Source organism: Lysobacter humi (ex Lee et al. 2017) (assembly GCF_054781815.1).
This window is the reverse complement of sequence record NZ_BAAGTR010000001.1, coordinates 1-22478: the sequence shown is the minus strand read 5'-3', so window position 1 is coordinate 22478 and position 22478 is coordinate 1. Positions and strand designations below refer to the sequence as shown.

Sequence of the window (22478 nt, the reverse complement as noted above, 5' to 3'; positions counted from 1 at the left end):
CATGCGGGTCTGGAAACGCGCGGCGCTCGCTGCGCTGCTGTTGGCTGCACTGCAGGTGCACGCCGAGGAACATGTACGCGGCGCGTACCGCTTCGAAACCACGTCGGAGCCCGACTTCGTGGTGCGTTCCGATGTCCCGGCCGCGTGGCCCGACAAGGCCCCCGGCGTCGACGACGCGCGCTGGCGCTACTGGCTCTACGACGTACAGACCGACCATCGCGCCGGGCGCGACCGCGTCTATGTCGAGCGCGTGTTCGAGCCGCGCAGCGCCGCGGTGCTCAACGAAGCCGGTCGCTTCGAGATCGGCTTCAATCCCGATTACCAGAAGCTGCAGATCCATCGCCTCGAAGTCCGGCGCGACGGGACGTGGACGACGCGGCTGGACCCGGCGCGCATTTCGCTGGCCCGGCGCGAGGACGACTTCGAACAGGACCTCGCCAACGGTCTCGTCTCGGCATTGATCGTGCTGCAGGACGTCCGCGTCGGCGACGTCGTGCGCGTGTCCTACACGCTCGAAGGTTCCAATCCCGTCCTCAAAGGCCAGGACACCGACTGGATGTACCTCGGCTACGGGCAGCCCGTGCTCGACGCGCGCGCCCGCATGCTCTACGACGCCGGCACGCGCCTCGCGGTGCGCCAGGAAAACACGGCGGTGCGCCCCGTGATCCGGACGGTCGCGGGCTCGGTCGAGGCGAGCGTGCGCCACGCGCGGTCTCCTGCGGTCGTTTATCACGGCGACTACCCGGTGTGGCACCACCCGTACCCGGCGGTGCAGGTCGGTCCCGAGCAGGCATGGTCCGACGTCGTCGACTGGGCGCTGCCGCTCTATCCCGCGGTGACCGGTCCGCTGCCCGCCGATCTCGAGCGCCGCATCGAGGAGTGGTCGAAGCTCGGCAAGCCCGCCGGCCTTGCGGCAGCGCTCCGTGCGGTCCAGGACGACGTGCGGTACTTCGGCCTCGAGCTGGGCGAGAGCACGCACAGGCCGCACCCGCCGTCGGAGACGTGGTCACGTCGCTTCGGCGACTGCAAGGACAAGGCCTATCTCCTCGTCACGGTGCTGGCGCGCCTCGGCATCGACGCGGTTCCCGCCCTGGTGTCGTCGGGCGATGGCCGCGCGGTGGCCGCCCGGCTTCCGGCAGCGGACGCGTTCGACCACGTGATCGTCCGCGCGATGCTCGACGGCAAGGCCGTCTGGGTCGATCCCACCCGCACGCAACAGGGCGGCGACCCGCGACGCGTGGACCTCAGTGCACTGGGCGTCGGCCTGCCGATCGCGGCGGGCGTCACCGCGCTCGTGCCGATCGAGCGGCCCGCCGACCGCGACGACGGGGTCGAGTCGCGCGAGACCTATCGCATCGAGAGGGCGGATACGCCCGTGCAGTTCACGGTCGAGACCACCTACCGCGGCAGTGCGGCCGACCACGCGCGGCGCACTGTCGGAAGCGAGCGCAACGAAGACCTCGCGCGGCGGTACGCGGAGTACTACGGCAAGCGCTACGGCGCCCTCGAGCACGTCGGGTCCCCTGTCGTCGACGACGATCGGACCGCGAACATCCTGCGCGTCCGTGAGAGCTATCGCCTTGCCACGGCGCTGGAGGCCGCGGGCAACGTCCGTTCCCTGGACGTCTACGCCGATGCCCTCGGTGCGCCGGCGCAGCTCCCCAAGACGATCCGCCATCCGGGGCCGTTGCGGCTGCCGAACGCTCCGGGGAAATACCGGCACGTGATCGAGGTGATCGCACCCGCCGACTGGAGCCCGGCGTTCGGCAAGGAGCGGATCTCGCACGAGTCGCCCGCATTCGCCTTCTCGCGCGCGATCGACATCGACGGTTCCACCACGCGCGTCACCTATGAATTCGACCAGGGCACCGACGAGATCGTCGGCGACGGTGTCGCCGGCCACCTCGGCGAGATGCGCAGCGTCCGCGACCGCCTGCAGGCGAGCCTGCGTTACCAGCTGCCGGCCGCAGTGCAGGCCGAGGAGCGTGAGCGCCGCCTGCGTGCGCTCCTTCGCGACAGTCTCGACGCCGGAGCGACCAAATGAAGCAGCACCTCCTCGCCCTGGCGCTCCTGATCGCCCCGTTGCACGCGATCGCAGCCGATGCGCCGATCGATGCGGCCGCGATGTGGAAGGACTTCCTTGGCCGTACGCGCTACGACGACATCAACCGAGCCTACGGCGCCTTGACCGAAGTCGGCTACGGGGCGAGCGGCGTCACCGCGGAAGGGTGCAGGACGAACGCGACTAGCTTGACCGATGCGGTCCGCAAGGTCCCGGTAAGCCTGGCGCTCCGCCATGCGGCGATGCTCTGCGCGGAAGTCGTCGGCGATGCGGCCGGCGCCGAGGCGCACATGCAGGTGCTGGGCGCGCTTGCGGCACATGCCGCGCGTGACAGCGGTGATGTCGACTGGGACGTGCCCATCCGGGTGGTCCGTCCGGAGGATGTCGGCGTCTTCCTGCAGCTCGGTGGCTACGAGCGGCGTTACGACTACCTCCCGCAGCTGCACGCAAGTCGCTATTTCCCGCTGGTCGCGGTCGTTTTCGACAAGGACGCGGGCCTCGAGCGACGCTTCGCCTTCGACTGGGTGGACACGCTCACCCAGCTCCCCGACGAGAGCGATGTCGAGGGCTTTCCGTACGAGCGGGAACTCATCGCACGGGCGTACCGCGAGGCATGGGTCCGCAGCGGTGACATCGAGGCGGTCGATCACGACGCGCTGCTCAATGCCTGGTACGAGGCCGAGCCGGCCGCGAAGCGCGACCGCCTTCGCGCGGGTGCCGGGCGAGGGGGCGTGCTGTCCGCGCGGTCCTGGCTGCAACTCTGCCTTCAGCGCCCCTTCCCGGGTTGCCATGACGGTTGGGTGGACGCCGTCCTGCCCATGGCCGAGGCCGGCCATGGTATTCCCCGCGCTCTGCTTGCACTCGCCTACCTGCAGGGGATGGGCGTCCCGAAAGACGAGAAGGCGGCACGCACCCTGCTCGATGCGGCGGATCGCACGTCGGCCGACCGCACGCCGATCATCGAGGCTGCCTCGCTGCTCCAGCAGGCGGGCAAGTCATGGCCCGCATGGCTTTCCGACCGCCTGGAGTCGATCGCCGATGCAGGCAGCCGCGACGCGCGCGTGCTGCTCATCGCCCGCGCGGCGGCCGACGGTCGGAAGCCGGTGCTCACCGCGGAAGACCGTCGCATGCTCGAGGCGCCCGAGAACAATCGGCGTGGTCGCGGTCTGGCGATGCTGCTGGCCTACGGCGACTCCGAGGACGACGCGCGCTCTGCACTGCTCGAGCGTGCGGCCGCCGCGGGATCCGCCGATGCGCAGGCATCGCTCGGCGTCGAACGCACGCAGCGGGATGTCCGCGACGCCGCCGCGCTCGCGATGCTGCAGGACGCTGCACACGGCGGCAGCGATCTCGCCGGTCGCTGGCTGTCGCACCTCGCCGGCCTCGACAAGCGATGGAAGGACGCCGAGCAATGGCTCCTGCTGCCCACGGTGACGGGCGACGTGGATGCGCGGCTGCTGCTCGCGGATCTCTACGCCTCCGGCGTCGAGGGTTTCGAGGACCACCTCCCGAAGGCACTCGAGACCTTCGAGGACCTCGCCGACGTATCGCCGGAAGCACGAGCCCGCCTCGTGCGACTGCTGCTGGACGATGAACGCGTGCCGCGCGATCCCCGTCGTGCCCGCGAACTGCTCGAACCGCATGCACGCAAGGGCGATACCGGCTCGCAGCTGATGCTTGCGGGCCTGATGCTCGACGGCAGCCTGGGGCCGGGGCTCGACGCCGCCGGCCATCGCTGGTTCGAGACGGCGGTCGCCTCCGGCTCCGCCGACGCCCGCAACGAGTACGGCCTGTGGCTCTACAACCATCGCGCCGCCGATCCCGCCACGCGCGCCCGCGCGCTCGGGATGCTGAAGGAGGCCGAGGCGAAGGGCTCGGAGCTTGCACGGAACAACCTCGCCTGGGTCCTGTGCGTCTCGCCGTTTGAAGACGTCTTCGACGGCGCCGCGGGCCTCGCCCTCGCCCGCGAACTCGGCGACCCCAACGAGCTGGATCCCGGGACACTCGACACCGTCGCCGCCTGCGAAGCGGCGGCTGGAAATGCAGATGCGGCCGTCCGATTGCAGGAGCGCGTGCTTGAGCGTGTCCCTGCGACGCCCGACGTGGCCGCCATGATCGAGCGGATGAAGGGCCGCCTCGCCGATTACCGGGCCGGTCGACGCCACACGGAGCAGCCGGGTACGGACGACGACTGAAAACGAATGCGGCGTCGACGCGCCGCGGAGCATGCTAGCTTCCGCTGCTGAACAGGGAGCTGCCGCTGCATGAGTCAGACCACGCGCCGTACCAAGATCCTCGCAACGCTCGGCCCGGCCACCGATGCGCCGGGCGTGCTCGAATCGCTGCTCGAAGCGGGCGTGGACTGTGTCCGCCTCAACTTCTCGCACGGTGATCCGTCGGCGCAGGTCGCGCGCGCCGAGGCCGTCCGTGCCGCCGCGCAGCGGGTCGGGCGCGAGGTGGGCATCCTGGCCGACCTGCCGGGCCCGAAGATCCGCATCGAGAAGTTCGAGAACGATCGCATCCAGCTCAAGCTCGGCGACAGGTTCGACCTCGTCGCGCGCGAGGATGCGCCGCTCGGCAACGAGCGGGAGGTCGGCGTGAGCTACCTCGGGCTGCCGGGCGACGTCGTCGCCGGCGACACACTGCTGCTGGACGACGGCATGCTGCAGCTGCAGGTCGACGCCGTCGAGGGCGAGCGCATCCGCTGCACGGTGCTCAACGATGGCGCGCTCTCGAACCGCAAGGGCCTCAACAAGCAGGGCGGCGGGCTCTCGCTCGGTGCGCTCACGCCGAAGGACGAGGAGATCATCAAGGTCGCCGCGCAGATCGGCGTCGACTTCATCGCCGTCTCGTTCTGCCGCAATGCGCAGGATATGCATGATGCGCGGCGGATCGCGCAGGAGGCGGGCAGCAACGCCGCGCTGGTGTCGAAGATCGAGCGCGCCGAGGCGATCGAGAACCTGCGGGAGATCGTGGAGGCGAGCGACGTGGTGATGGTCGCTCGTGGCGACCTCGGCGTGGAGATCGGCGATGCCGAGCTGCCCGGCCTGCAGAAGAAGATCATCCGCGAGGCGCTGGGCTGCAACCGCGTGGTGATCACGGCCACGCAGATGCTGCAGTCGATGGTCGACAGCCCGATCCCGACGCGCGCCGAGGTGCTCGACGTCGCCAACTCCGTGATCGACGGCACCGACGCGGTCATGCTTTCGCAGGAGACCGCGGCCGGCAAGTACCCGCTCAAGGCGGTGCAGGCGATGGCGCGCGTCTGCCTCGGTGCCGAGCGGCAGTTCGCGCATGACACCGACTTCGAGGCCGCGCCCCGCAACCTCGACCGCGCCGACCAGGCGATCGCGATGGCGGCGATGTTCCTGTCCGAGCACATCGGCGTGCGTTCGATCGTCGCGATCACGGAATCGGGCGGTACGCCCCGCTTCCTTTCGCGCTTTCGCTCGCCGGCGCAGATCATCGCGCTGTCCAGCGACGAGGCGGCGCGCCGCAAGATGGCGCTGATGCGCGACGTGACCGCGCTGCCGTTCGAGAGCACCGGCATGACCGCCGGCGTCGCGGCCCGCGCCGCCGCGAAGGTGCTGTTCGAGCGCGGCCTGCTCGACGAGGGCGACCGCATCATCTTCACCAGCGGCGAGATCATGCAGCAGCACGGCGCGACGAATACGTTGCGCCTGCTGCAGATCGGGCCCGAGGGGCGCGCGGAAGGGCTCGGCGAGCTCTGACGGTCGCGTGCGGCCCGCCGTGGGGCGGTATGAAATCGTATGCAGTGCCGGCCGGTATAATGCCGGCCCCTCACTTCCTGCGCGCATGGACCCCGAATGAGCATCGAACAGCTTGCCGAGACCGCCCAGGCGATGGTCGCCCCGGGCAAGGGCATCATCGCGATCGACGAGTCGACCACCACGATCGCCAAGCGCTTCGCCGGCGTCGGCATCGAGAACACGGAAGAGAACCGTCGCGCCTACCGCGAGCTGCTGCTCACCACGCCGAACCTGTCCCAGTACATCTCCGGTGCGATCCTGTTCGACGAGACGCTCCGCCAGTCGACCAGGGACGGCACCCGCTTCGCCGACCTGATGGTCGCCAACGGCATGATCCCGGGCATCAAGGTCGACAAGGGCCCGCAGCCGCTGGCCGGCTTTCCGGGCGAGGTGGTGACTGAGGGCCTCGACGGCCTGCGCGCGCGCCTGGAGGAGTACTACAAGCTCGGCGCCCGCTTCGCGAAGTGGCGCGCGGTGATCAACATCGGCGACGACATCCCCACCGGCACCGCGATCGAGGCCAACAGCCATGCGCTCGCCCGTTACGCCGCGCTCTGCCAGGAGCAGGGCCTGGTGCCGATGGTGGAGCCGGAAGTGATCATGGACGGCGCGCATGACATCGACACCTGCTTCGAGGTGACCGAAGTCGTCCTGCGCTCGCTGTTCGGCTCGCTCTACGAGCAGAACGTCATGCTCGAGGGCACGGTCCTGAAGGCCTCGATGGTCATCCACGGCACCGAATCGGCCGAAAAGGCCTCGCGCGAGGAAGTGGCCGCCGCCACGCTGCGCTGCCTCAAGGCCACCGTGCCGGCCACGCTGCCGGGCATCGTCTTCCTGTCGGGCGGCCAGTCCGACGAGGACGCGACCGCGCACCTCGACGCGATGAACCGCGTCGGCAACCTGCCGTGGCCGCTGTCGTTCTCCTACGGCCGCGCGATGCAGCAGGCCGCGCTCAAGCTGTGGGCGCAGGATATGCAGGGCAACTTTGCTGCCGCTCAGGAGACGGTCTTCGCCCGCGCCCGCGACAACGGCCTGGCCGCGCTGGGGCAGTGGCAGGGCGCATAAGCCGCCCGCTCGGATCGCTCGGAAACGCCGGCCTCGTGCCGGCGTTTCCGTATGCGGCACATGCCCGGGCGGAGGGGAGCGGCTAGACTCGGCCGCCATTGCAGGGACGCAGGGGAATCGGCCATGAAATCCGGCAGCTGTCATTGCGGCGCCGTCCGCATCACCGTCGAGGGCGAGCCCGGGGGTGTCATCGACTGCAACTGCTCGCACTGCAGCCGCAAGGGCTTCCTGCTCTGGTTCGTGCCGCGGGCGTCCCTTGAGGTCAGCGGCGAGGAATACCTCGCGACCTACACCTTCAACCGGCACGTGATCGAGCATCGCTTCTGCCGCATCTGCGGCTGCCAGCCGTTCGGCCTAGGCCGCATGCCCGACGGCACCGAGACGGCCGCGATCAACATCCGCTGCCTCGACGACGTCGACCTCGAGTCGATCCCGCGCACGGCGTACGACGGCCGCGCCGGCTGAGCGCGGCGCTGCGTACGAGCGGGACGGGCCGTCGGTTGACGCCGCCGGTGCAACGCTGCGATTCGAACGGCACCATGCGTGGAATGACCACCGACACGGGCCGTCACGGACACGCTCGATAGAATCGCCGGCTCCCCCTGCCGGACCGAGCGCCCATGCGATCCATCGTCCTCGCCCTGCTGTGCGCCACGCTCGTCGCGGGCACGGGTTGCGGGAAGAAGGAGGCGGCGGGTGGGCCCGGCGGCGGACCCGGCGGACCCGGCGGGCCGGGTGGGGGCGGCGATCGTCCGACTCCCGTGACCCTGCAGATCGTGCGGAGCGAGGCCTTCGCCGACACGCTGCAGGCGCTGGGCACGGTCAAGGCGCGCGAGTCCATCGCGGTCACCGCGAGCGTGAGCGAGAAGGTGCAGCGCGTGCATTTCGACAGCGGCGACGCGGTGGGCGCCGGCGCGCCGCTGGTCACGCTGAGCGGGCAGGCCGAGCAGGCCGCGCTCAACGAGGCGCGTGCCACGGCCGCCGAAGCCGACCGCCAGTACCGCCGGCAGGCCGAGCTCGCCGCGCAGCAGCTCGTCGCACGGTCGCAGCTCGATGCGCAGCGCGCCACGCGCGATGCCGCGCAGGCACGCGTCGCCCAGGTCAGCGCGCAGCTGGCCGACCGCGTGATCCGCGCGCCGTTCGCGGGCGTGCTCGGGCTGCGCCAGGTCAGCCCCGGCTCGCTCGTCACGCCGGGCACCGTGATCACCACGCTCGACGACATCGCGAGCGTGCACGTCGACTTTCCCGTGCCGGAGACGCAGCTCGCGCAGGTCGCCTCCGGCCAGACGCTTGCCGGCACCGCCGCGGCGTATCCGGGCCGTACGTTCGAAGGCCGCGTGGCGACCGTCGACGCGCGCGTCGATCCCGCCACGCGCGCGGTCATCGTTCGCGGCACGTTCCCCAACGTCGACCGCGCGCTGAAGCCGGGCATGCTGCTGCAGGTGCGCGTGAGCCGCGCCGAGCGCCCCGCGCTGCTCGTGCCGGAGATCGCGGTGGTGCAGGTGGGCACGGAGTCCTACGTCTTCCGCGTGGTGGACGGGCAGGCCGAGCGCGCCGACGTGCGCCTGGGCGTGCGGTCCGGTGGGCGGGTCGAGGTGCTGGAAGGCCTGAAGCCCGGCGACGCGATCGTGGTCGACGGCGTGGGCAAGCTCCGGCCGGGCGCGAAGGTGGTCGACGCCGCGAAGGCGGGGTCCGGCCCGGGCGGCGGGAAGGACGGCGCGCCGCGCGGCGACGCCCGCGGCGGCCGTGCCTGACGTGGGGCGCGCGATGCGAGCGACCGCCGCCGTGGCACTGCCCCCCAACCTGCGCGACGGAGCCGGCGCCCGATGAGCCTGTCCGAACTTTCCATCCGCCGCCCGGTCTTCGCGACGGTGATGTCGCTGCTGCTGATCGTGCTCGGCGTCATGGCCTTCACCCGCCTTACCCTGCGCGAGCTGCCCGCGATCGATCCGCCGGTGGTCTCGGTCGACGTGAGCTATCCGGGCGCGTCCGCCGGTGTCGTCGAAACGCGCGTCACCCAGGTACTCGAGGATGCGCTCTCGGGCATCGAGGGCATCGAGGCGATCGAGTCGCGCAGCGCGAACGGTCGCGCGTCGATCTCGATCGAGTTCACCCTGCAGCGCGAGATCGAGGCCGCGGCCAACGACGTGCGCGACGCGGTGAGCCGCGTGGCGAACCGCCTGCCCGAGGAAGCCGACCCGCCGCAGATCGAGAAGGTGGAGAGCGACGCCGACCCCATCCTGTGGCTCAACATGAGCTCCACGAAGATGGACACGCTGCAGCTGTCCGACTACGCCGAGCGCTACGTGGTCGATCGCCTCGCCTCGGTGGAGGGCGTGGCACAGGTGCGGCTCGGCGGCCAGCAACGCTACGCGATGCGCGTCTGGCTCGATCGCGACGCGATGGCCGCGCGCGGCATCACCGCCACCGACATCGAGAACGCGCTGCGCGCGGAGAACGTCGAGTTGCCGGCCGGCCGCATCGAGTCGCAGACGCGCGACTTCTCGCTGCGCGTGGCCCGTGGCTACCAGCGCCCGGAGGATTTCGCGCAGATCCCGCTCGGCAAGGGCGCCGACGGCTACGTCGCCCGCCTCGCCGACGTCGCGAAGGTCGAGCTCACCTCAGCGGAGCGGCGCGCCTACTACCGCAGCAACGGCGAGCCGAACATCGGCCTGGGCATCGTCAAGACGTCGACGGCCAACAGCCTCGAGGTCGCGCAGGCCGCGCGCGAGGCGGCCGACGCGATCCGGCCGTCACTGCCGCAGGGCACCGACATCTTCGTGGCCTTCGACACCACCACGTTCATCGACTCCGCCGTCGAGCGCGTCTACCACACGCTGATCGAGGCCGTGGTGCTGGTGCTGGTGGTGATCTGGCTGTTCCTCGGCAGCTTCCGCGCGGCGCTGATCCCGGCCGTCACCGTGCCGGTCTGCCTGATCGCCGCGTTCATCCCGCTCTACGTCTTCGGGTACTCGATCAACCTGCTGACGCTGCTGGCGCTGGTCCTGTGCATCGGCCTGGTCGTCGACGATGCGATCGTGGTGCTGGAGAACATCCAGCGCCGCGCCGACCTCGGCGAGCCGCGGCTGGTGGCCGCGTCACGCGGCACGAAGCAGGTCGCGTTCGCCGTGATCGCGACCACCGCGGTGCTGGTCTCGGTGTTCCTGCCGATCGGCTTCATGCAGGGCAACACCGGGCGGCTGTTCCGGGAACTGTCCGTCGCGCTCGCGGGCGCGGTGGCGCTGTCGGCGTTCGTCGCGCTCACGCTCACGCCGATGATGTCCTCGCTGCTGGTGCGGCCGCACAGCGAGGAGAAATCGAACCCGGTCACGCGCTGGGTGAACACGAGGCTGGAGCGCACCAGCGCCGGCTACCGGCGCTTCCTCGACCGCACCGTCGAGCGGCCCTGGCTGTTCGGCGTGCTGATGCTGGTGGCGCTCGCGGCGAGCTTTGTGCTGTTCAAGATCGTGCCGTCCGAGCTTGCGCCTGCGGAGGACCGCGGGTCCTTCCAGATCTCGATCCAGGGGCCGGAAGGCGCCGGCTTCGACTACACCGTGAAGCAGGTGCAGCAGGTCGAGCGCATCGTGGCGAAGCACACCGGCGACGATCAGGTGATCCGTCGCTACAACCCGCGCGTGCCCGGCGGGTTCGGCGCGAGCGAGGAGATGCACACCGGGCGCATCGCGGTCTTCCTGCAGGACTGGGACAAGCGCGAGCAGACCACCGCGGACGTCGCCGACAGCCTGCGCAAGGAGCTCGGGCGCCTGCCCGGCGTGCGCGCGAATCCGCAGGTCGCGGGCGGCCTCGTGCGCTCGCGCGGGCAGCCGATCAACATCGTGCTCGGCGGGCCGGAGTATGCCGAGCTCGCACGCTGGCGTGATGCCCTGGTCACGGCGATGGAGAAGAACCCCGGCTTCTTCTCGGTCGACTCGGACTACAAGGAAACGCGGCCGCAGATGCGCGTGGAGATCGATCGCGCGCGTGCCTCGGACCTCGGCGTGAGCGTGGTCGACATCGGCCGCGCACTCGAGACCATGATGGGCAGCCGGCGCGTGACCACGTTCGTGCAGAACGGCGAGGAGTACGACGTCATCCTGCAGTCGGCGCGCGAGCTGCGTGCGTCGCCGGCCGATCTCTCCGCGATCCAGGTGCGTTCGCGCGACGGTGCGCTCGTGCCGCTGTCGAACCTCGTCACCCTGCGCGAACTCGCCGAGCCCGGCACGCTCAACCGCTTCAACCGCCTGCGCGCGATCACGATCTCCGCCGGCCTGTCGCCGGGCTACACGATGGGCGATGCGATCGGCTGGCTCGAGTCCACCGTGCGGCAGGAGCTGCCCGAGCAGGCGCAGATCGACTGGAAGGGCGAGTCGCGCGAGTTCCAGCAGGCCGGTGGCGCGGTGCTGCTCACCTTCGCACTCGCGCTGCTGATCGTGTTCCTGGTGCTCGCCGCGCAGTTCGAGAGCTTCGTGCATCCGCTGGTGATCATGCTCACGGTGCCGCTCGGCGTGCTCGGCGCGCTGCTCGGCCTGTGGCTCACCGGGGGCACGCTCAACCTCTTCAGCCAGATCGGCATCGTGATGCTCGTGGGCCTCGCCGCGAAGAACGGCATCCTGATCGTCGAGTTCGCCAACCAGCTCCGCGACGAGGGTCGCGGGATCCACGAGGCGATCGTCGAGAGCTCGGCCGTGCGCTTGCGCCCGATCCTGATGACCTCGATCGCCACGATCGTGGGTGCGATCCCGCTCGTGGTCGCGGGCGGTCCGGGCTCAGCGAGCCGCGCCGCGATCGGCATCGTCGTGGTCTTCGGCGTCGCATTCTCGACACTGCTCTCGCTGTTCGTCGTGCCGGCGTTCTACGTGCTGCTGGCGAAGTACACGCGCTCGCCCGAGGCGGTCGCGCACGAGCTGGAGCGCCTGGAGAAGATCACGCCGCAGGCCGACGGCCACGCCTGACGTCGACGCCATGGCCACGCGCAAGACGCGAGGCTGTGGCGATGCAGCAGACGGATGTGTTGATCGTGGGCGGCGGCCTCGCCGGCCTCGCCTGCGGGGTCGCCCTGTCCGACGCCGGGCTGCGCGTGCGCGTGCTGGAGGCCTCGGGCACGCTCGGCGGGCGTGCGCGCAGCTGGACCGAGCCGGTCACCGGCGATCGCGTCGACATCGGACCGCACATCCTGCTCAGCGCGTACCGGAACATGCGCGGCCTGCTCGAGCGCCTCGGTACGGCCGACCGCGTGTACTGGCAGCAGGACAAGTTCCTGACACTGGTCGACACGCCGCATCCGCCCGTCGACATCCGCGTGCGGCGCCTGCCGCCGCCACTGCACATGCTGCCGAGCATGCTGTCGATCCCGCAGCTGTCGTGGTGGGATGTCGCCTCCAACACGCGGCTGATGTGGCGCACCGCGCGGCTCACGCCGCAGGCGATGGACGCGCTCGACGACGTCCCGGCTCTCGACCTGCTGCGACGCGAAGGCGTGTCCGAGCGCTACATCGACTGGTTCTGGCGCACGGCCTGCATGACGGTGATGAACGCGCCGGTCGAGGAGACGTCGTCGGCGGCGCTGCTGCAACTCTTCCGCTACCTCATGGGCGTGGGCGGGTACGAGGTCGGTTTTCCGAAGATCGGCCTCGGTGACCTCTATGCACCGCTCGCGCAGGCCGCGATCGAGCGCGCGGGCGGCGAGGTGCGGCTGCGCGCACCGGCATGCGCGCTCGTGGACGAGGACGGCCGCGTCGTCGGCGTGCGGCTGCAGGACGGCGAGGTGCTGCGGGCGCGCCACGTGGTCGTCGCGGTGCCGCCGCACGCGCTGCGCGACCTCCTGCCGCCGGCATGGCGTGGGCGCGCGCCCTTCGACACGCTCGGCGACTTCCGCCCGAGCCCGTACGTCAGTACCTACCTCTGGTTCGACCGGCCGCTCACGAACGCGCGCTTCTGGTCGAAGGTGTGGACGCCCGAGGCGCTCAACTTCGACTTCTACGACCTCTCGAACATCCGCGACGACCTGCCGCGCGATCGCGCGCTGATCTGCAGCAACATCATCGACAGCCGCCGCCTGCCGCCGATCGACGATGCCGCGATCGTCGACGCCACCCTGCGCGAATTGCGCGAGTACCTGCCGCAGGCCGCCGATGCGCGCCTCGTGCACGCGGACGTGCATCGCATCCCGATGGCGATCCCGCTGCCGCTGGCCGGAAGCGAGTCGATGCGACCCGGCGTGGAGGCGCCACTCGGCGGGCTGCTGCTTGCCGGCGACTGGCCGCACACGGGGCTGCCGGCCTCGATGGAGAGCGCGGTGCGCGCGGCGCGGCTCGCGGCCGAGGTCGTGCTCGCGCGCGAGGGGCGGCCGCAGCCGCTCGCGGCGCCGCTGCCGCAGGTCGAGGGCCTGGTGGGCCTCGTCGGACGCGGACGGATGCCGTGATCACCCGGTCGGCTGCGACAATGCGGGCTACCCGAGCCGATGCGACGCACCGATGAACCGACCCCGTGATCCGCGCGACCGCTCGCCCTGGTCGTCGTCGCGACCGCCTCGCGACGCGAACGGCCCGCGCGAGACGGGCCCCCGTGACGACGCACGCCCCGGCCCTGCGGAAGGACCCTACGGTGGGCGCGATGCAAAGCCCGCCCGGCCCAGTGCAGACCGGCCGCGAGCGGGCGCTCCGGGTGACCGCGGCACGAGGGGTACGTCGCACGGGGCGCGGGGCCCGGAGGGGGCGCAGGCGCCCATCGGCCGCGCGCCCTGGAGCGCGGAGCGCGCGCGCCCGGCCGGCCACGACGCGGCGCGCGATGGCGAAGTGGGCGAGGGGCGTCCCACGGGCCGCGAGGAGCTGCGCCTGTACGGCCTCAATGCGGTCGATGCGGTCTTCCGCCGGCGCCCGCAGGCCATCCGCAAGGTCTACCTCGCCGAGGCGCGCATCCCCGCGGTGCAGCCACTGCTGAAGTGGTGCGTGGCCAACCGCGTCGGTTACCGCGTGGTCGACGAGCCCGACCTGCAAAAGCTCGCGGCGAGCACCCACCACGAGGGCATCGTCGCGGACGTGCTGCGCGCGCCACCGGTCGCCCTGTCGACGTGGCTGCAGGCGGCCGACGGCCCGCAGTGCGCGCTGTGGCTCGACGGCGTCGGCAATCCGCACAACTTCGGCGCGATCCTGCGCTCGGCCGCGCACTTCGGCGTGGGCGCGATCCTGCTGCCGAAGGAGTCGACGCTCGCGCTCTCGGGCGCCGCGGCGCGCGTGGCCGAGGGCGGCGCGGAATCGGTCCCGCTCGTGCGGCTCGGGCGCACCGACAACGCGATGGCGCAGCTGCGCTCGGCCGGCTTCGCGCTCGCGGCGACGGTGGTCGCGGGCGGCCAGGACGTGTTCGCCGCCGCGCTGCCGCAGCGGCTGGTCTACGTGATGGGCGCGGAAGGCGAGGGCATGGACCGCGCCCTCGCACAGGCCTGTGACCTGCGCCTGTCGATTCCCGGCAGCGGCGCGGTGGAGAGCCTCAACGTGGCCGCGGCGACCGCCGTGTTCGTCGCGCAGTGGCGACGATCGCTGGCGGGCGCCTGACGCGCGCGCGCCGATTCAGTAGCGACGTGCGCCCAGCAGGCCGACCGAGAAGCCGGCCTGCTTGAGCCGCGCGGTCGCGCGATTGTTGAGGAACAGGAGCGCGAGCAGGCTGACCAGCGGGACGAGCATCGCCGCGAGGCAGAGCAGGCGGGCCCACAGCGGGTAGCGCAGCCCGCGCGTGATCTTGTAGATGCCGCTCCAGCCCAGCCCGATCGAGATCAGGATCGCGGCGATGAGCAGGAAGAACCACAGCGCGCCGAGCAGCGGCGCGGCCAGGTAGAGCAGGATCGCCCAGATGATGCTCTTCTGCCCGTAGGCCACGTCGTCGAGGCGGTCGCTGTACTTCTCGCGGACGACACCGGTCGCGACGGCGGCCGTCGGCATGCTGTAAGGATTGTCCACGAGGCCCCCCGACCCCGGATGACGCGCGATCGCGCGGCCGGCTGCGCCGACGCGGCGAGCTTACCGGCTTTCACCCGGGGATGGATCGAGGGGGCGCATGGGCGCGGCCGCGAGCGGCAACGCGGCCTCGACCCGCGTGCGTCCGGCCGCCCCGACAATCGCGAATCGCCCGCCGAGCTGCTCGGCGCGCTCGCGCATGCTCACCAGCCCGAGCCCGGAGTGAAGGTCTGCCGGCAGGCCGCGACCGTTGTCCTCCACCGCGAGCCGGAGCCAGGCCTCGTCGCAATCGAGCTCGAGCCGCACATGCGTGGCCCGCGCATGCCGGAGGACATTCGTGAGTGCTTCCTGCGCGATGCGGAAGCAGGCCAGCTCGACGTCGCGCGGCGGCCGGCAGTCCAATGGCGCGACCGCCAGCTCGAGCGCGGGTGCATCGCCCCGGAACAGCGTGCCCGCCTGCCAGCGCAGCGCGGCCTCGAGGCCGAGCGCATCGAGCTGCGGCGGACGCAGCAGCAGCGAGATGTCGCGAAGGCGCGCGACGGTCTGGTCGGCGATCCCGATGATTTCCTGCGCGGTCTCGCGCACCAGCCGTGGATCGGACTCGCCGAGCAGGGCGACCGCGGACAGCTTGATCGCGGTGATCGACTGCCCGATGTCGTCGTGCATCTCGCGCGACAGCGTCGCGCGCTCGTCCTCCTGCACGGTGAGCAGGCGTCGCGCGAGCGTGCGCAGTTCCTCACGCTGGCGCGCGAGCTGCGCGGCGAGCGCGTGGACGTCGTCGGGGCGTGGGGCATCCATGCACGGAGTCTGCCATGCGCGCGCGTGAGCGCCCGGCGCAGGCGCGCAGCGGTGCATGCGCGACGGGCGGCAGGCGCGCGCGAACCGGTGCGCGCACCGCGTGGGGGCGTGGCGCCGCCCCACGAAGGTACGCCCGCATCACCGGCCGGCATCGCGTGGTGGCGGATGTGCAGGACGCGGGCGCGCACGAAAAAGGCCGCCGGGCGATGCCGGCGGCCTTCGGTGTCGCGGCGTCCTCGACGCGCAGCGTCAGAACAGCTCGATGCCGCCGGCGTCCATCGACTGCTGCATCACCGGCTTGTGCGGCGGGCGTTCCCACTCACCGCGCATCGAGGCGATGCGCTGGGCGATCTGGCCGAGCGCGCGCTGCACTTCGACGTCGTGATGCGGGCGGTGCAGGAGCTCCTGCAGCGCCACGGCCTCGCGATTGATCGCCGACAGGCGCTCGAGGTGCACGTTCGCTGCGCCGAGGGCCTGCGTGGCGATGTCCTCGAACTGCAGCGAGCGCACGGCCTCGGAGACCGAGCCGTCGATGGCACGGCCGCAGGCCGAGATCTCGTTCATGCCGTTGCCGAGCGAGCGGTTGATGCCTTCCACGCGATCGAGCATGGCGGCGGCTTCGCCGCGCGCCGTGCGGGCACGGTCCATGTCGCGGCTGGCCATCGTCGTCACGGTGTCGCGCACCTTGGCGATGGCGTCCTTCGACGAGTAGGCGAGCTTGCGGATCTGCTCGTTGAACGCCGTGCTGCGCTCGGAGAGGTTGCGGACCTCGTCGGCGACGACCGCGAAGCCGCGGCCCGCCTCGCCGGCGCGCGCCGCCTCGATGGCCGCGTTGAGCGCGAGCAGGTTGGTCTGGTCGGCGATCGACTTGACGTCCTCGAGCAGGGCGAAGATGCCGTCGAGGTGCTCGGCCATCGCGTCGATGTGCGTGACCGTGTGGCTGCTCTGGCCGCTGACGGCCTCGAGCGCCTCGACGAGCTGCTCCATCTGCTGGCTGGCCTGCACCGCGAAGCGCTGCACGTCGACGCCGCTGCCGGCGTCGGAGCGGTCGATCAGGCGGGCGACCACCTGGTTCTGCTCGCGCGACTTGCGGTTGACGGCCTCGAAGCTCGTGCCGAGCTTGGCCACGGACTCGCGGATGAGGTCGCGGGTGCGGTCGATCTCGTGCTTGGAGCCGTTGATCTCGGTCGTCACGAAGGTGCGGAGCTCGTCGAGCACGCGCATCTGCTCGCGCACCATCGAGACCTGCCTGCCGCCGATACGGGAGACCGACCAGGCGAAGGCGAGCCAGGCGCCGAGCATCGCCACCAGCGCGCCCCACTGGACAGCCGCGGGCCAGTCGAGCCCGACGGCGAGCATGACGAGGAAGGTGAGCGCCACCGGCGCGGCGATTCGGATGAGTACGCGGGAGTCCATCGCGGCTCTCTGCAAGAGGTTCAAGGGCGATAACGGCATGCGGGCCGCGCGCTTTAGCGCACCGCGTCGCGAAACGTCATGCGGCTTCGCGATCGGTGCTCGCCAGCAGCCTCTGCGCGATCGATCCGAGCGGCAGCACCGCCTGCGCCGCGCCGCGCGCGACGGCCGCGCCGGGCATGCCCCAGACCACGCTGGTGGCCTGGTCCTGCGCGAGCGTGACGGCGCCGACCTCGCGCAGCTTCAGCAGCCCGCGTGCGCCGTCGTCGCCCATGCCCGTGAGCAGGGCGGCGCTGGCGTTGCGGCCGGCATGCTCGGCGACGGACTCGAACAGCACGTCGACGCTCGGGCGATGCCCGCTCACCGGCACGTCGTCGCCGAGCCGGCAGTGCCAGCGCGCGCCGCTGCGCTGCACGCGCAGGTGGCGGCCGCCGGGCGCCACGTAGGCGTGGCCCGGCATGATCTGCTGGCCGTCCTGTGCCTCGAGCACGGTCATCTTCGAATGCTTGTCCAGCCGCTCGGCGAAGGCGCCGCTGAACTGCGCGGGGATGTGCTGCGCGATGACGATTGCCGGTGCGTCGGCCGGCATCGCGGCGAGCACGTCGCGGATCGCCTCGGTGCCGCCGGTGGACGCGCCGATCGCGAGCAGGCGGTCGGTGGTGCGGTAGGTCATCGCCGACGGCAGCTCGGCCGGCAGCGGCCGCGCCTCGACCCGCGCGACGCGGGCCTTCGCCGCGGCGCGCACCTTCTGCTGCAGCACGCCGGCGTACTCGGCCATGCCGCGCGCGACGTCGATGCTGGGCTTGGCGACGAAGTCGACCGCTCCGAGGGCCAGCGCATCGAGCGTGACGGTGGCGCCGGCCTGCGTCAGCGAGGACACCATCACCACCGGCATGGGCCGCAGCCGCATGAGGTTCTGCAGGAAGGTCAGGCCGTCCATGCGCGGCATCTCGACGTCGAGGGTGAGCACGTCGGGCTGGAGCTGCTTGATCTTGTCGCGTGCGATGAAGGGATCGGCGGCAGTGCCGACCACCTCGATGCCGGGATCGGCGGCGAGCAGCTCGGTCATCAGCTGGCGGATCAGCGCCGAGTCGTCGACGACGAGCACGCGCACCGGGCGGGTCGCGCCCGGTGCGGCGTTGGAGAGGATCATGAGAACAGTTCCACGCTGCCCGCCACGGGCGTATGGGTGAGGCGGCCGTAGAGTGCGCGCTCGGCCTTGACGATCTCGGCGTCGCGGGTGACGGGCAGGTGGCGGACCAGCGCGCGTCCGCTCTGCACGAAGAAGCAGACCTTGCGCGGATGGATGTCGCCGAGGTCCTGCGCGATGATCGGGATGTCCTCGGCCTCGAGGTAGTCGACCACGAAGCGCGCATTGCGCGTGCCGATCGGGTCGCTGGTGAAGCCGCGCAGCACGTTGCCGCCGCCGAACACCTTCGCCTGGAGGCGCGCGCGACGCGCGCCGCGCTTGAGCAGGTCGTTGATGAGCAGCTCCATCGCATGCGCGCCGTAGCGCGCGCTGCCGTCGGAGCTGGCTGCCATCGACGACGGCTGACTGTCGGGCAGCATGAAGTGATTCATGCCGCCCACCCCGAGCGCGGGATCGTAGAGGCAGGCCGCGACGCACGAGCCGAGCAGGGTCACCAGCGCGATCGGCTGGTCCGTCACCCGGTATTCCGCCGGTAGCAGCCGGAAGGCATGCGTCTGCAGCGCGGCGTCGTAATACGTGCCCGGTTCGGCCAGGGCGGCCGCGGGAAGGCTCATCGCGCGGGCCTCGGCGTATAGATCGTGCGCCCGGCCGGAGTGAACAGGTCGGTGGCGTGGTTGAAGCTCTCCGAGTGGCCGGCGTAGAGCCGGCCGGCCGGCGCGAGCAGCGGACGCATACGCTCGAGCACGCCGTACTGCGTAGGCTTGTCGAAATAGATCATCACGTTGCGGCAGAAGATCGCCGCGAGGCCGCCCTGCACGGGGTAGACGGCATCGAGCAGGTTCAGGGGCGCGAACTCGACGAGCTCGCGCAGCGCCGGCTTGACGCGGCACTGCCCCGAATTGGGCCCGGTGCCGCGCTGGAAGAACGCCTGGCGCCGCTCGTCCGACAGCCCGGCGATGCGGTCGAGCCCATAGACGCCGCGCGCGGCCGTTTCAAGCACCTGCGTATCGATGTCGGTCGCCAGGATCCGCACCGGCGGCGTGGACGTGCCGAAGGCTTCGCAGGCGGTGATCGCGAGCGACCACGGCTCCTCGCCGGTGGACGCCGCCGCGCACCAGATGCGCAGCGGCGGCGCACCCGCCGAGGGCGCCTGCTCGCGCAACTGCGCGATGAGTGCCTCGAAGTGGTAGGCCTCGCGGAAGAACGAGGTGAGGTTCGTGGTCAGGCAGTTCACGAACGCCTGCCACTCGTCGGCATCGTCGCGGGTCTCGAGCAGGTCGAGGTAGTCGACGAAGCGGCTGACACCGTATGCGCGCAGGCGGCGCACCAGCCGGCTGTAGACCATGTCGCGCTTGTGCGTGCCCAGGCTGATGCCCGCGCGCTGGTGGATCAGGCGGCAGATGCGGCGGAAATCGCGATCGTCGAAGGCGAACGTGCGCTCCAGCGCGCTGCCCACCGGTGCCTCGCCCGCCGCCGCCGCGCGCCCGCGCGTGCGCATCTCAGCCATCGTGGCGTTCCCGCTGCCAGGGCGCGTTGGCGGGGTCCCGCACCTGCGCGGCGAGCCAGTCCTCGAAGGCCCGCGGCGCGAGCGCCGGCGCGTAGAGGAAGCCCTGCGCGGAGTCGCAGCCGATGCCGCGCAGCAGCTCGGCCTGCGCATGGTTCTCGACGCCCTCGGCGGTCACCGCCAGCTCCATGTTGCGGGAGATCAGCACGATCGAGCGCACGATCGCGGCGTCGCCGTGGTTCTCGAGCATGTCCCGCACGAAGGAGCGGTCGATCTTGACGCGGTCGATCGGGAAGCGCTGCAGCATCGACAGCGAGGCATAGCCGGTGCCGAAGTCGTCGAAGGAGAGCTTGACGCCGCGCTCGCGCAGCGCGGCGAGGGCGCGTGCGGCGTTGTCGTCGGGCTTGAGGGCGATCGTCTCGGTGATCTCGAGCTCCAGGCGGTCCGCGGGCAGGCCGGTGGCCGTGAGCGCCTCGTCGACCTCCTTGCCGAGGTCGGTTTCGTGCACCTGCCCCGGAAACAGGTTGATGCTGATCGCGATCTTGCGTCCGCCGACTTCGGGCCATGACGCCGCGTCGCGGCAGGCCTGCCGGATGATCCAGCCGCCGACGTCGTTGGCGAGCGCGCTGCCGGCGAGCACGTCGAGGAAATGGATCGGCGAGAGCAGGCCGCGCTCGGGATGGCGCCAGCGCAGCAGCGCCTCCGCGCCGAAGGTGAGGCCGTTGGCGAGGTCGATCTGCGGCTGGTAGTGCAGCTCGAATTCCCCACGCGCATGCGCGCGCCGCAGCTCGACCTCGAGCATGCGGCGGTCGATCACCTCACGGCGCATGCCGAGGTCGTAGCGGCACCACTGGCGCCCGCCCTTGGCCTTGGCCTTGTAGAGCGCGAGGTCCGCGCGCGCGATGAGTTCGCTCGCGCTCGCCGGGCCGGCATCGGACTGCGCGTCCTCGCGCGTCGCGACGCCGATGCTGGCCTCGAGGTGGATCGGATGGCCCGCCACGTCAAGCGGCTCGCCGACGGCATGCAGCACACGCGCAAGGCGCTCGCCGAGCGCGAGGTCGTCGTGGCCCGAGAGCAGCACGGCGAACTCGTCGCCACCGAAGCGGCCCACGGTGACCCCGGCCGGGACCGCACCGCGGATGCGCGAGGCGGTGGCCTGCAGCACGCCGTCGCCGGCCGCGTGGCCGAGGGTGTCGTTGATCGTCTTGAAGTTGTCGATGCCCAGCAGCGCGAGCGCGAGCGGCTCGTCGGCGGCTTCGAGGCGCGCGGTCAGCATCTCGACGACGGCGCTGCGGTTGGGCAGCCCGGTGAGCGCATCGTAGAGCGCGATCTGGCGCAGGGTCGCCTGTTGCTCGAGGTCGTCGGTGAGGTCGCGCAGGATGATCGCGTGGCCCTGGCCGCGGCCGAGGCGCCAGCTGCAGCGCGTGGCTTCCAGCGTGCGCACGTCGCCGCCGCGCCCGAGCGCGCGCAGGCGGTACTGCGGCTCGCGGCCGATCACCGCGTCGAGGTCGTCGCCGTTGAGCCACGTGGTCGCGGCGACGGGATCGTCCTGCAGGTAGGTGGGGAACAGCAGCTCGATCGGCATGCCGCGCATGCGGCGCTCGCGCAGGCCGAACAGCGTCTCGGCGGCGCGGTTGGCCTGCGTGACCTGGCCGAGGTCGTCGGTGACGATCATCGCGCTGAAGGTGGCCTGCATGATCTGCGTGGCGATGCGGCTGCGCCGCTGCAGCTGGTGGCGCTCGATCAGGCGTTCGCCGAGGCCGGCCAGGCGCTCGATCGCGCGCAGCACGTCGCGGCCGCAGGCCTCGCGCGGGAGCGGGTCGGCCACCGCGAGCACGCCGGTCTGACGACCGTTCTCGCCGAACATCGCCTGCGCATGGAAGAAGCGCACGCGCGGATGGCGCGTGACCAGCGGCTCGCCGATGAGGCAGGGGTCCTCGTGCGCGTCGGGTACGGTCATGCGCGGCACGTCGGGCTGGATGCCCGCCGCCATCGTGAGCAGGTGTGCGTCGGCGTTCGCATCGACCCCGTGGCGGGCGATCACCCGCAAGCGCTCGTCGCCGTCGAACGCGCCGAGCCAGGCCATGGGCGCCTCCGCGAGCCGCGCGGCGAGCGCGACCAGGTCACCGAACTCCTCGCCGCTGACGGGCGCGTCCTGGAGCGAGTCGGCGATCTGCAACGGCAGCGCGTCGTTCGCGTCACCGGGCTGCGGCGGGGCGGTGTAGGCCATGGGGCGTCCTGGGTCCTGGGCCGGGTGGCGTGCGCCACGCGGGCGGTGCGCGCCCTCCGGGCGCGGCTTCCCGCTACCGACTTAACGGCGCCTGTGGTGCCTGGCTGAAGGCGGGCTGTCGACGCACCGTCCGCCGGCGTCCGGATCGGCAACAGCGGTCACGTTTCGCAGCGCCAAAACGACGATCGCCGGCACGGGGCCGGCGATCGTCGCGCGCGACGGCGGCAGCCGTCAGAACTCCTGCCAGTGCTGGTCGCCGGCGCCGCTCTTCACGGTGCGGACCTTCGCCGGCGCCGCGGTGGCGACCGCCGGGCGGCGCGAACGCGCCGGACCGGGGCCGGCAGCGGCCTTGACCGGCTCGACCGCGCGGGCGAGGGCGGCACTGACCTCCGCGCTCGCCTCGTCGAGGCGGAACGCGGCCACGGTCTCCACCAGCTGCACGGCCTGCTGCTCGAGCGAACGCGCGGCGGCGGAGGCTTCCTCCACCAGCGTGGCGTTCTGCTGGGTGGACTCGTCCATCTGCAGCACCGCCTGGTT

At 71.5% G+C, this 22478-nt stretch carries 16 protein-coding genes and 1 pseudogene; 9 read left to right on the top strand and 8 right to left on the bottom strand.

Annotated features, from left to right (window positions below; all coding sequences use genetic code 11):
- The first annotated feature begins 1 nt into the window (after position 1).
- The 9 genes from ACYVJJ_RS00085 (at position 2) to ACYVJJ_RS00045 (ending at position 14447) form a co-directional block, all read left to right on the top strand.
- Positions 2-2044 (top strand): DUF3857 domain-containing transglutaminase family protein, encoded by a 2043-nt coding sequence (locus tag ACYVJJ_RS00085; protein ID WP_460830116.1) that lies wholly within the window; start codon positions 2-4, stop codon positions 2042-2044.
- Positions 2041-4257 carry a hypothetical protein gene (locus ACYVJJ_RS00080; protein WP_460830115.1) on the top strand — a complete coding sequence of 739 codons (2217 nt, stop codon included), beginning with the start codon at positions 2041-2043 and terminating at the stop codon, positions 4255-4257. The genes ACYVJJ_RS00085 and ACYVJJ_RS00080 overlap by 4 nt, the downstream gene beginning before the upstream one ends.
- A 69-nt stretch (positions 4258-4326) precedes the next feature.
- Positions 4327-5793 (top strand): pyruvate kinase, encoded by a 1467-nt coding sequence (gene pyk / locus ACYVJJ_RS00075; RefSeq protein WP_460830113.1) that lies wholly within the window; start codon positions 4327-4329, stop codon positions 5791-5793.
- Between the two features lie 96 nt (positions 5794-5889).
- Positions 5890-6897, top strand: a complete 1008-nt coding sequence (locus ACYVJJ_RS00070; protein WP_460830112.1) for a class I fructose-bisphosphate aldolase — start codon at positions 5890-5892, stop codon at positions 6895-6897.
- Between the two features lie 123 nt (positions 6898-7020).
- Positions 7021-7362: a GFA family protein gene (locus ACYVJJ_RS00065; protein ID WP_460830110.1), complete on the top strand. Its 342-nt coding sequence runs from the start codon at positions 7021-7023 to the stop codon at positions 7360-7362.
- Between the two features lie 155 nt (positions 7363-7517).
- The gene (locus tag ACYVJJ_RS00060; RefSeq protein WP_460830109.1) at positions 7518-8651 is read left to right on the top strand and encodes an efflux RND transporter periplasmic adaptor subunit; all 1134 of its coding nucleotides are present in this window, start codon (positions 7518-7520) and stop codon (positions 8649-8651) included.
- Positions 8652-8723: 72 nt separating this feature from the next.
- A complete protein-coding gene (locus ACYVJJ_RS00055; RefSeq protein ID WP_460830107.1) occupies positions 8724-11849 on the top strand; it encodes an efflux RND transporter permease subunit in 3126 nt (1041 codons plus the stop codon).
- Between the two features lie 41 nt (positions 11850-11890).
- Positions 11891-13318 carry a hydroxysqualene dehydroxylase HpnE gene (gene hpnE / locus ACYVJJ_RS00050; RefSeq protein WP_460830106.1) on the top strand — a complete coding sequence of 476 codons (1428 nt, stop codon included), beginning with the start codon at positions 11891-11893 and terminating at the stop codon, positions 13316-13318.
- A 304-nt stretch (positions 13319-13622) separates the two neighbouring features.
- Entirely contained in the window at positions 13623-14447 is an 825-nt protein-coding gene (locus ACYVJJ_RS00045) for a TrmH family RNA methyltransferase (protein WP_460830855.1), read from the top strand.
- 15 nt (positions 14448-14462) lie between these two features.
- On the opposite strand, the gene ACYVJJ_RS00040 is transcribed toward ACYVJJ_RS00045, so the two are convergent.
- The 8 genes and pseudogenes from ACYVJJ_RS00040 to ACYVJJ_RS00005 all read right to left on the bottom strand — a co-directional run.
- Positions 14463-14831 carry a hypothetical protein gene (locus ACYVJJ_RS00040; protein WP_460830105.1) on the bottom strand — a complete coding sequence of 123 codons (369 nt, stop codon included), beginning with the start codon at positions 14829-14831 and terminating at the stop codon, positions 14463-14465.
- A 78-nt stretch (positions 14832-14909) separates the two neighbouring features.
- The gene (locus tag ACYVJJ_RS00035; RefSeq protein ID WP_460830103.1) at positions 14910-15644 is read right to left on the bottom strand and encodes a sensor histidine kinase; all 735 of its coding nucleotides are present in this window, start codon (positions 15642-15644) and stop codon (positions 14910-14912) included.
- Positions 15645-15893: 249 nt separating this feature from the next.
- The gene (locus ACYVJJ_RS00030) at positions 15894-17060 is read right to left on the bottom strand and encodes a methyl-accepting chemotaxis protein (RefSeq protein ID WP_460830102.1); all 1167 of its coding nucleotides are present in this window, start codon (positions 17058-17060) and stop codon (positions 15894-15896) included.
- A gap of 76 nt (positions 17061-17136) precedes the next feature.
- Entirely contained in the window at positions 17137-18210 is a 1074-nt protein-coding gene (locus ACYVJJ_RS00025) for a protein-glutamate methylesterase/protein-glutamine glutaminase (protein ID WP_460830100.1), read from the bottom strand.
- Positions 18207-18821, bottom strand: coding sequence for a chemoreceptor glutamine deamidase CheD (cheD, locus tag ACYVJJ_RS00020; protein ID WP_460830099.1), 615 nt, complete (start codon positions 18819-18821; stop codon positions 18207-18209). The genes ACYVJJ_RS00025 and cheD overlap by 4 nt, the downstream gene beginning before the upstream one ends.
- Positions 18818-19705 carry a CheR family methyltransferase gene (locus ACYVJJ_RS00015; protein ID WP_460830853.1) on the bottom strand — a complete coding sequence of 296 codons (888 nt, stop codon included), beginning with the start codon at positions 19703-19705 and terminating at the stop codon, positions 18818-18820. Before ACYVJJ_RS00015 ends, cheD begins: the two co-directional genes overlap by 4 nt.
- A gap of 1 nt (position 19706) precedes the next feature.
- Positions 19707-21941: a putative bifunctional diguanylate cyclase/phosphodiesterase gene (locus ACYVJJ_RS00010; RefSeq protein WP_460830097.1), complete on the bottom strand. Its 2235-nt coding sequence runs from the start codon at positions 21939-21941 to the stop codon at positions 19707-19709.
- A 231-nt stretch (positions 21942-22172) separates the two neighbouring features.
- Positions 22173-22478 (bottom strand): annotated as a pseudogene (locus tag ACYVJJ_RS00005) (methyl-accepting chemotaxis protein); the annotation flags it as partial.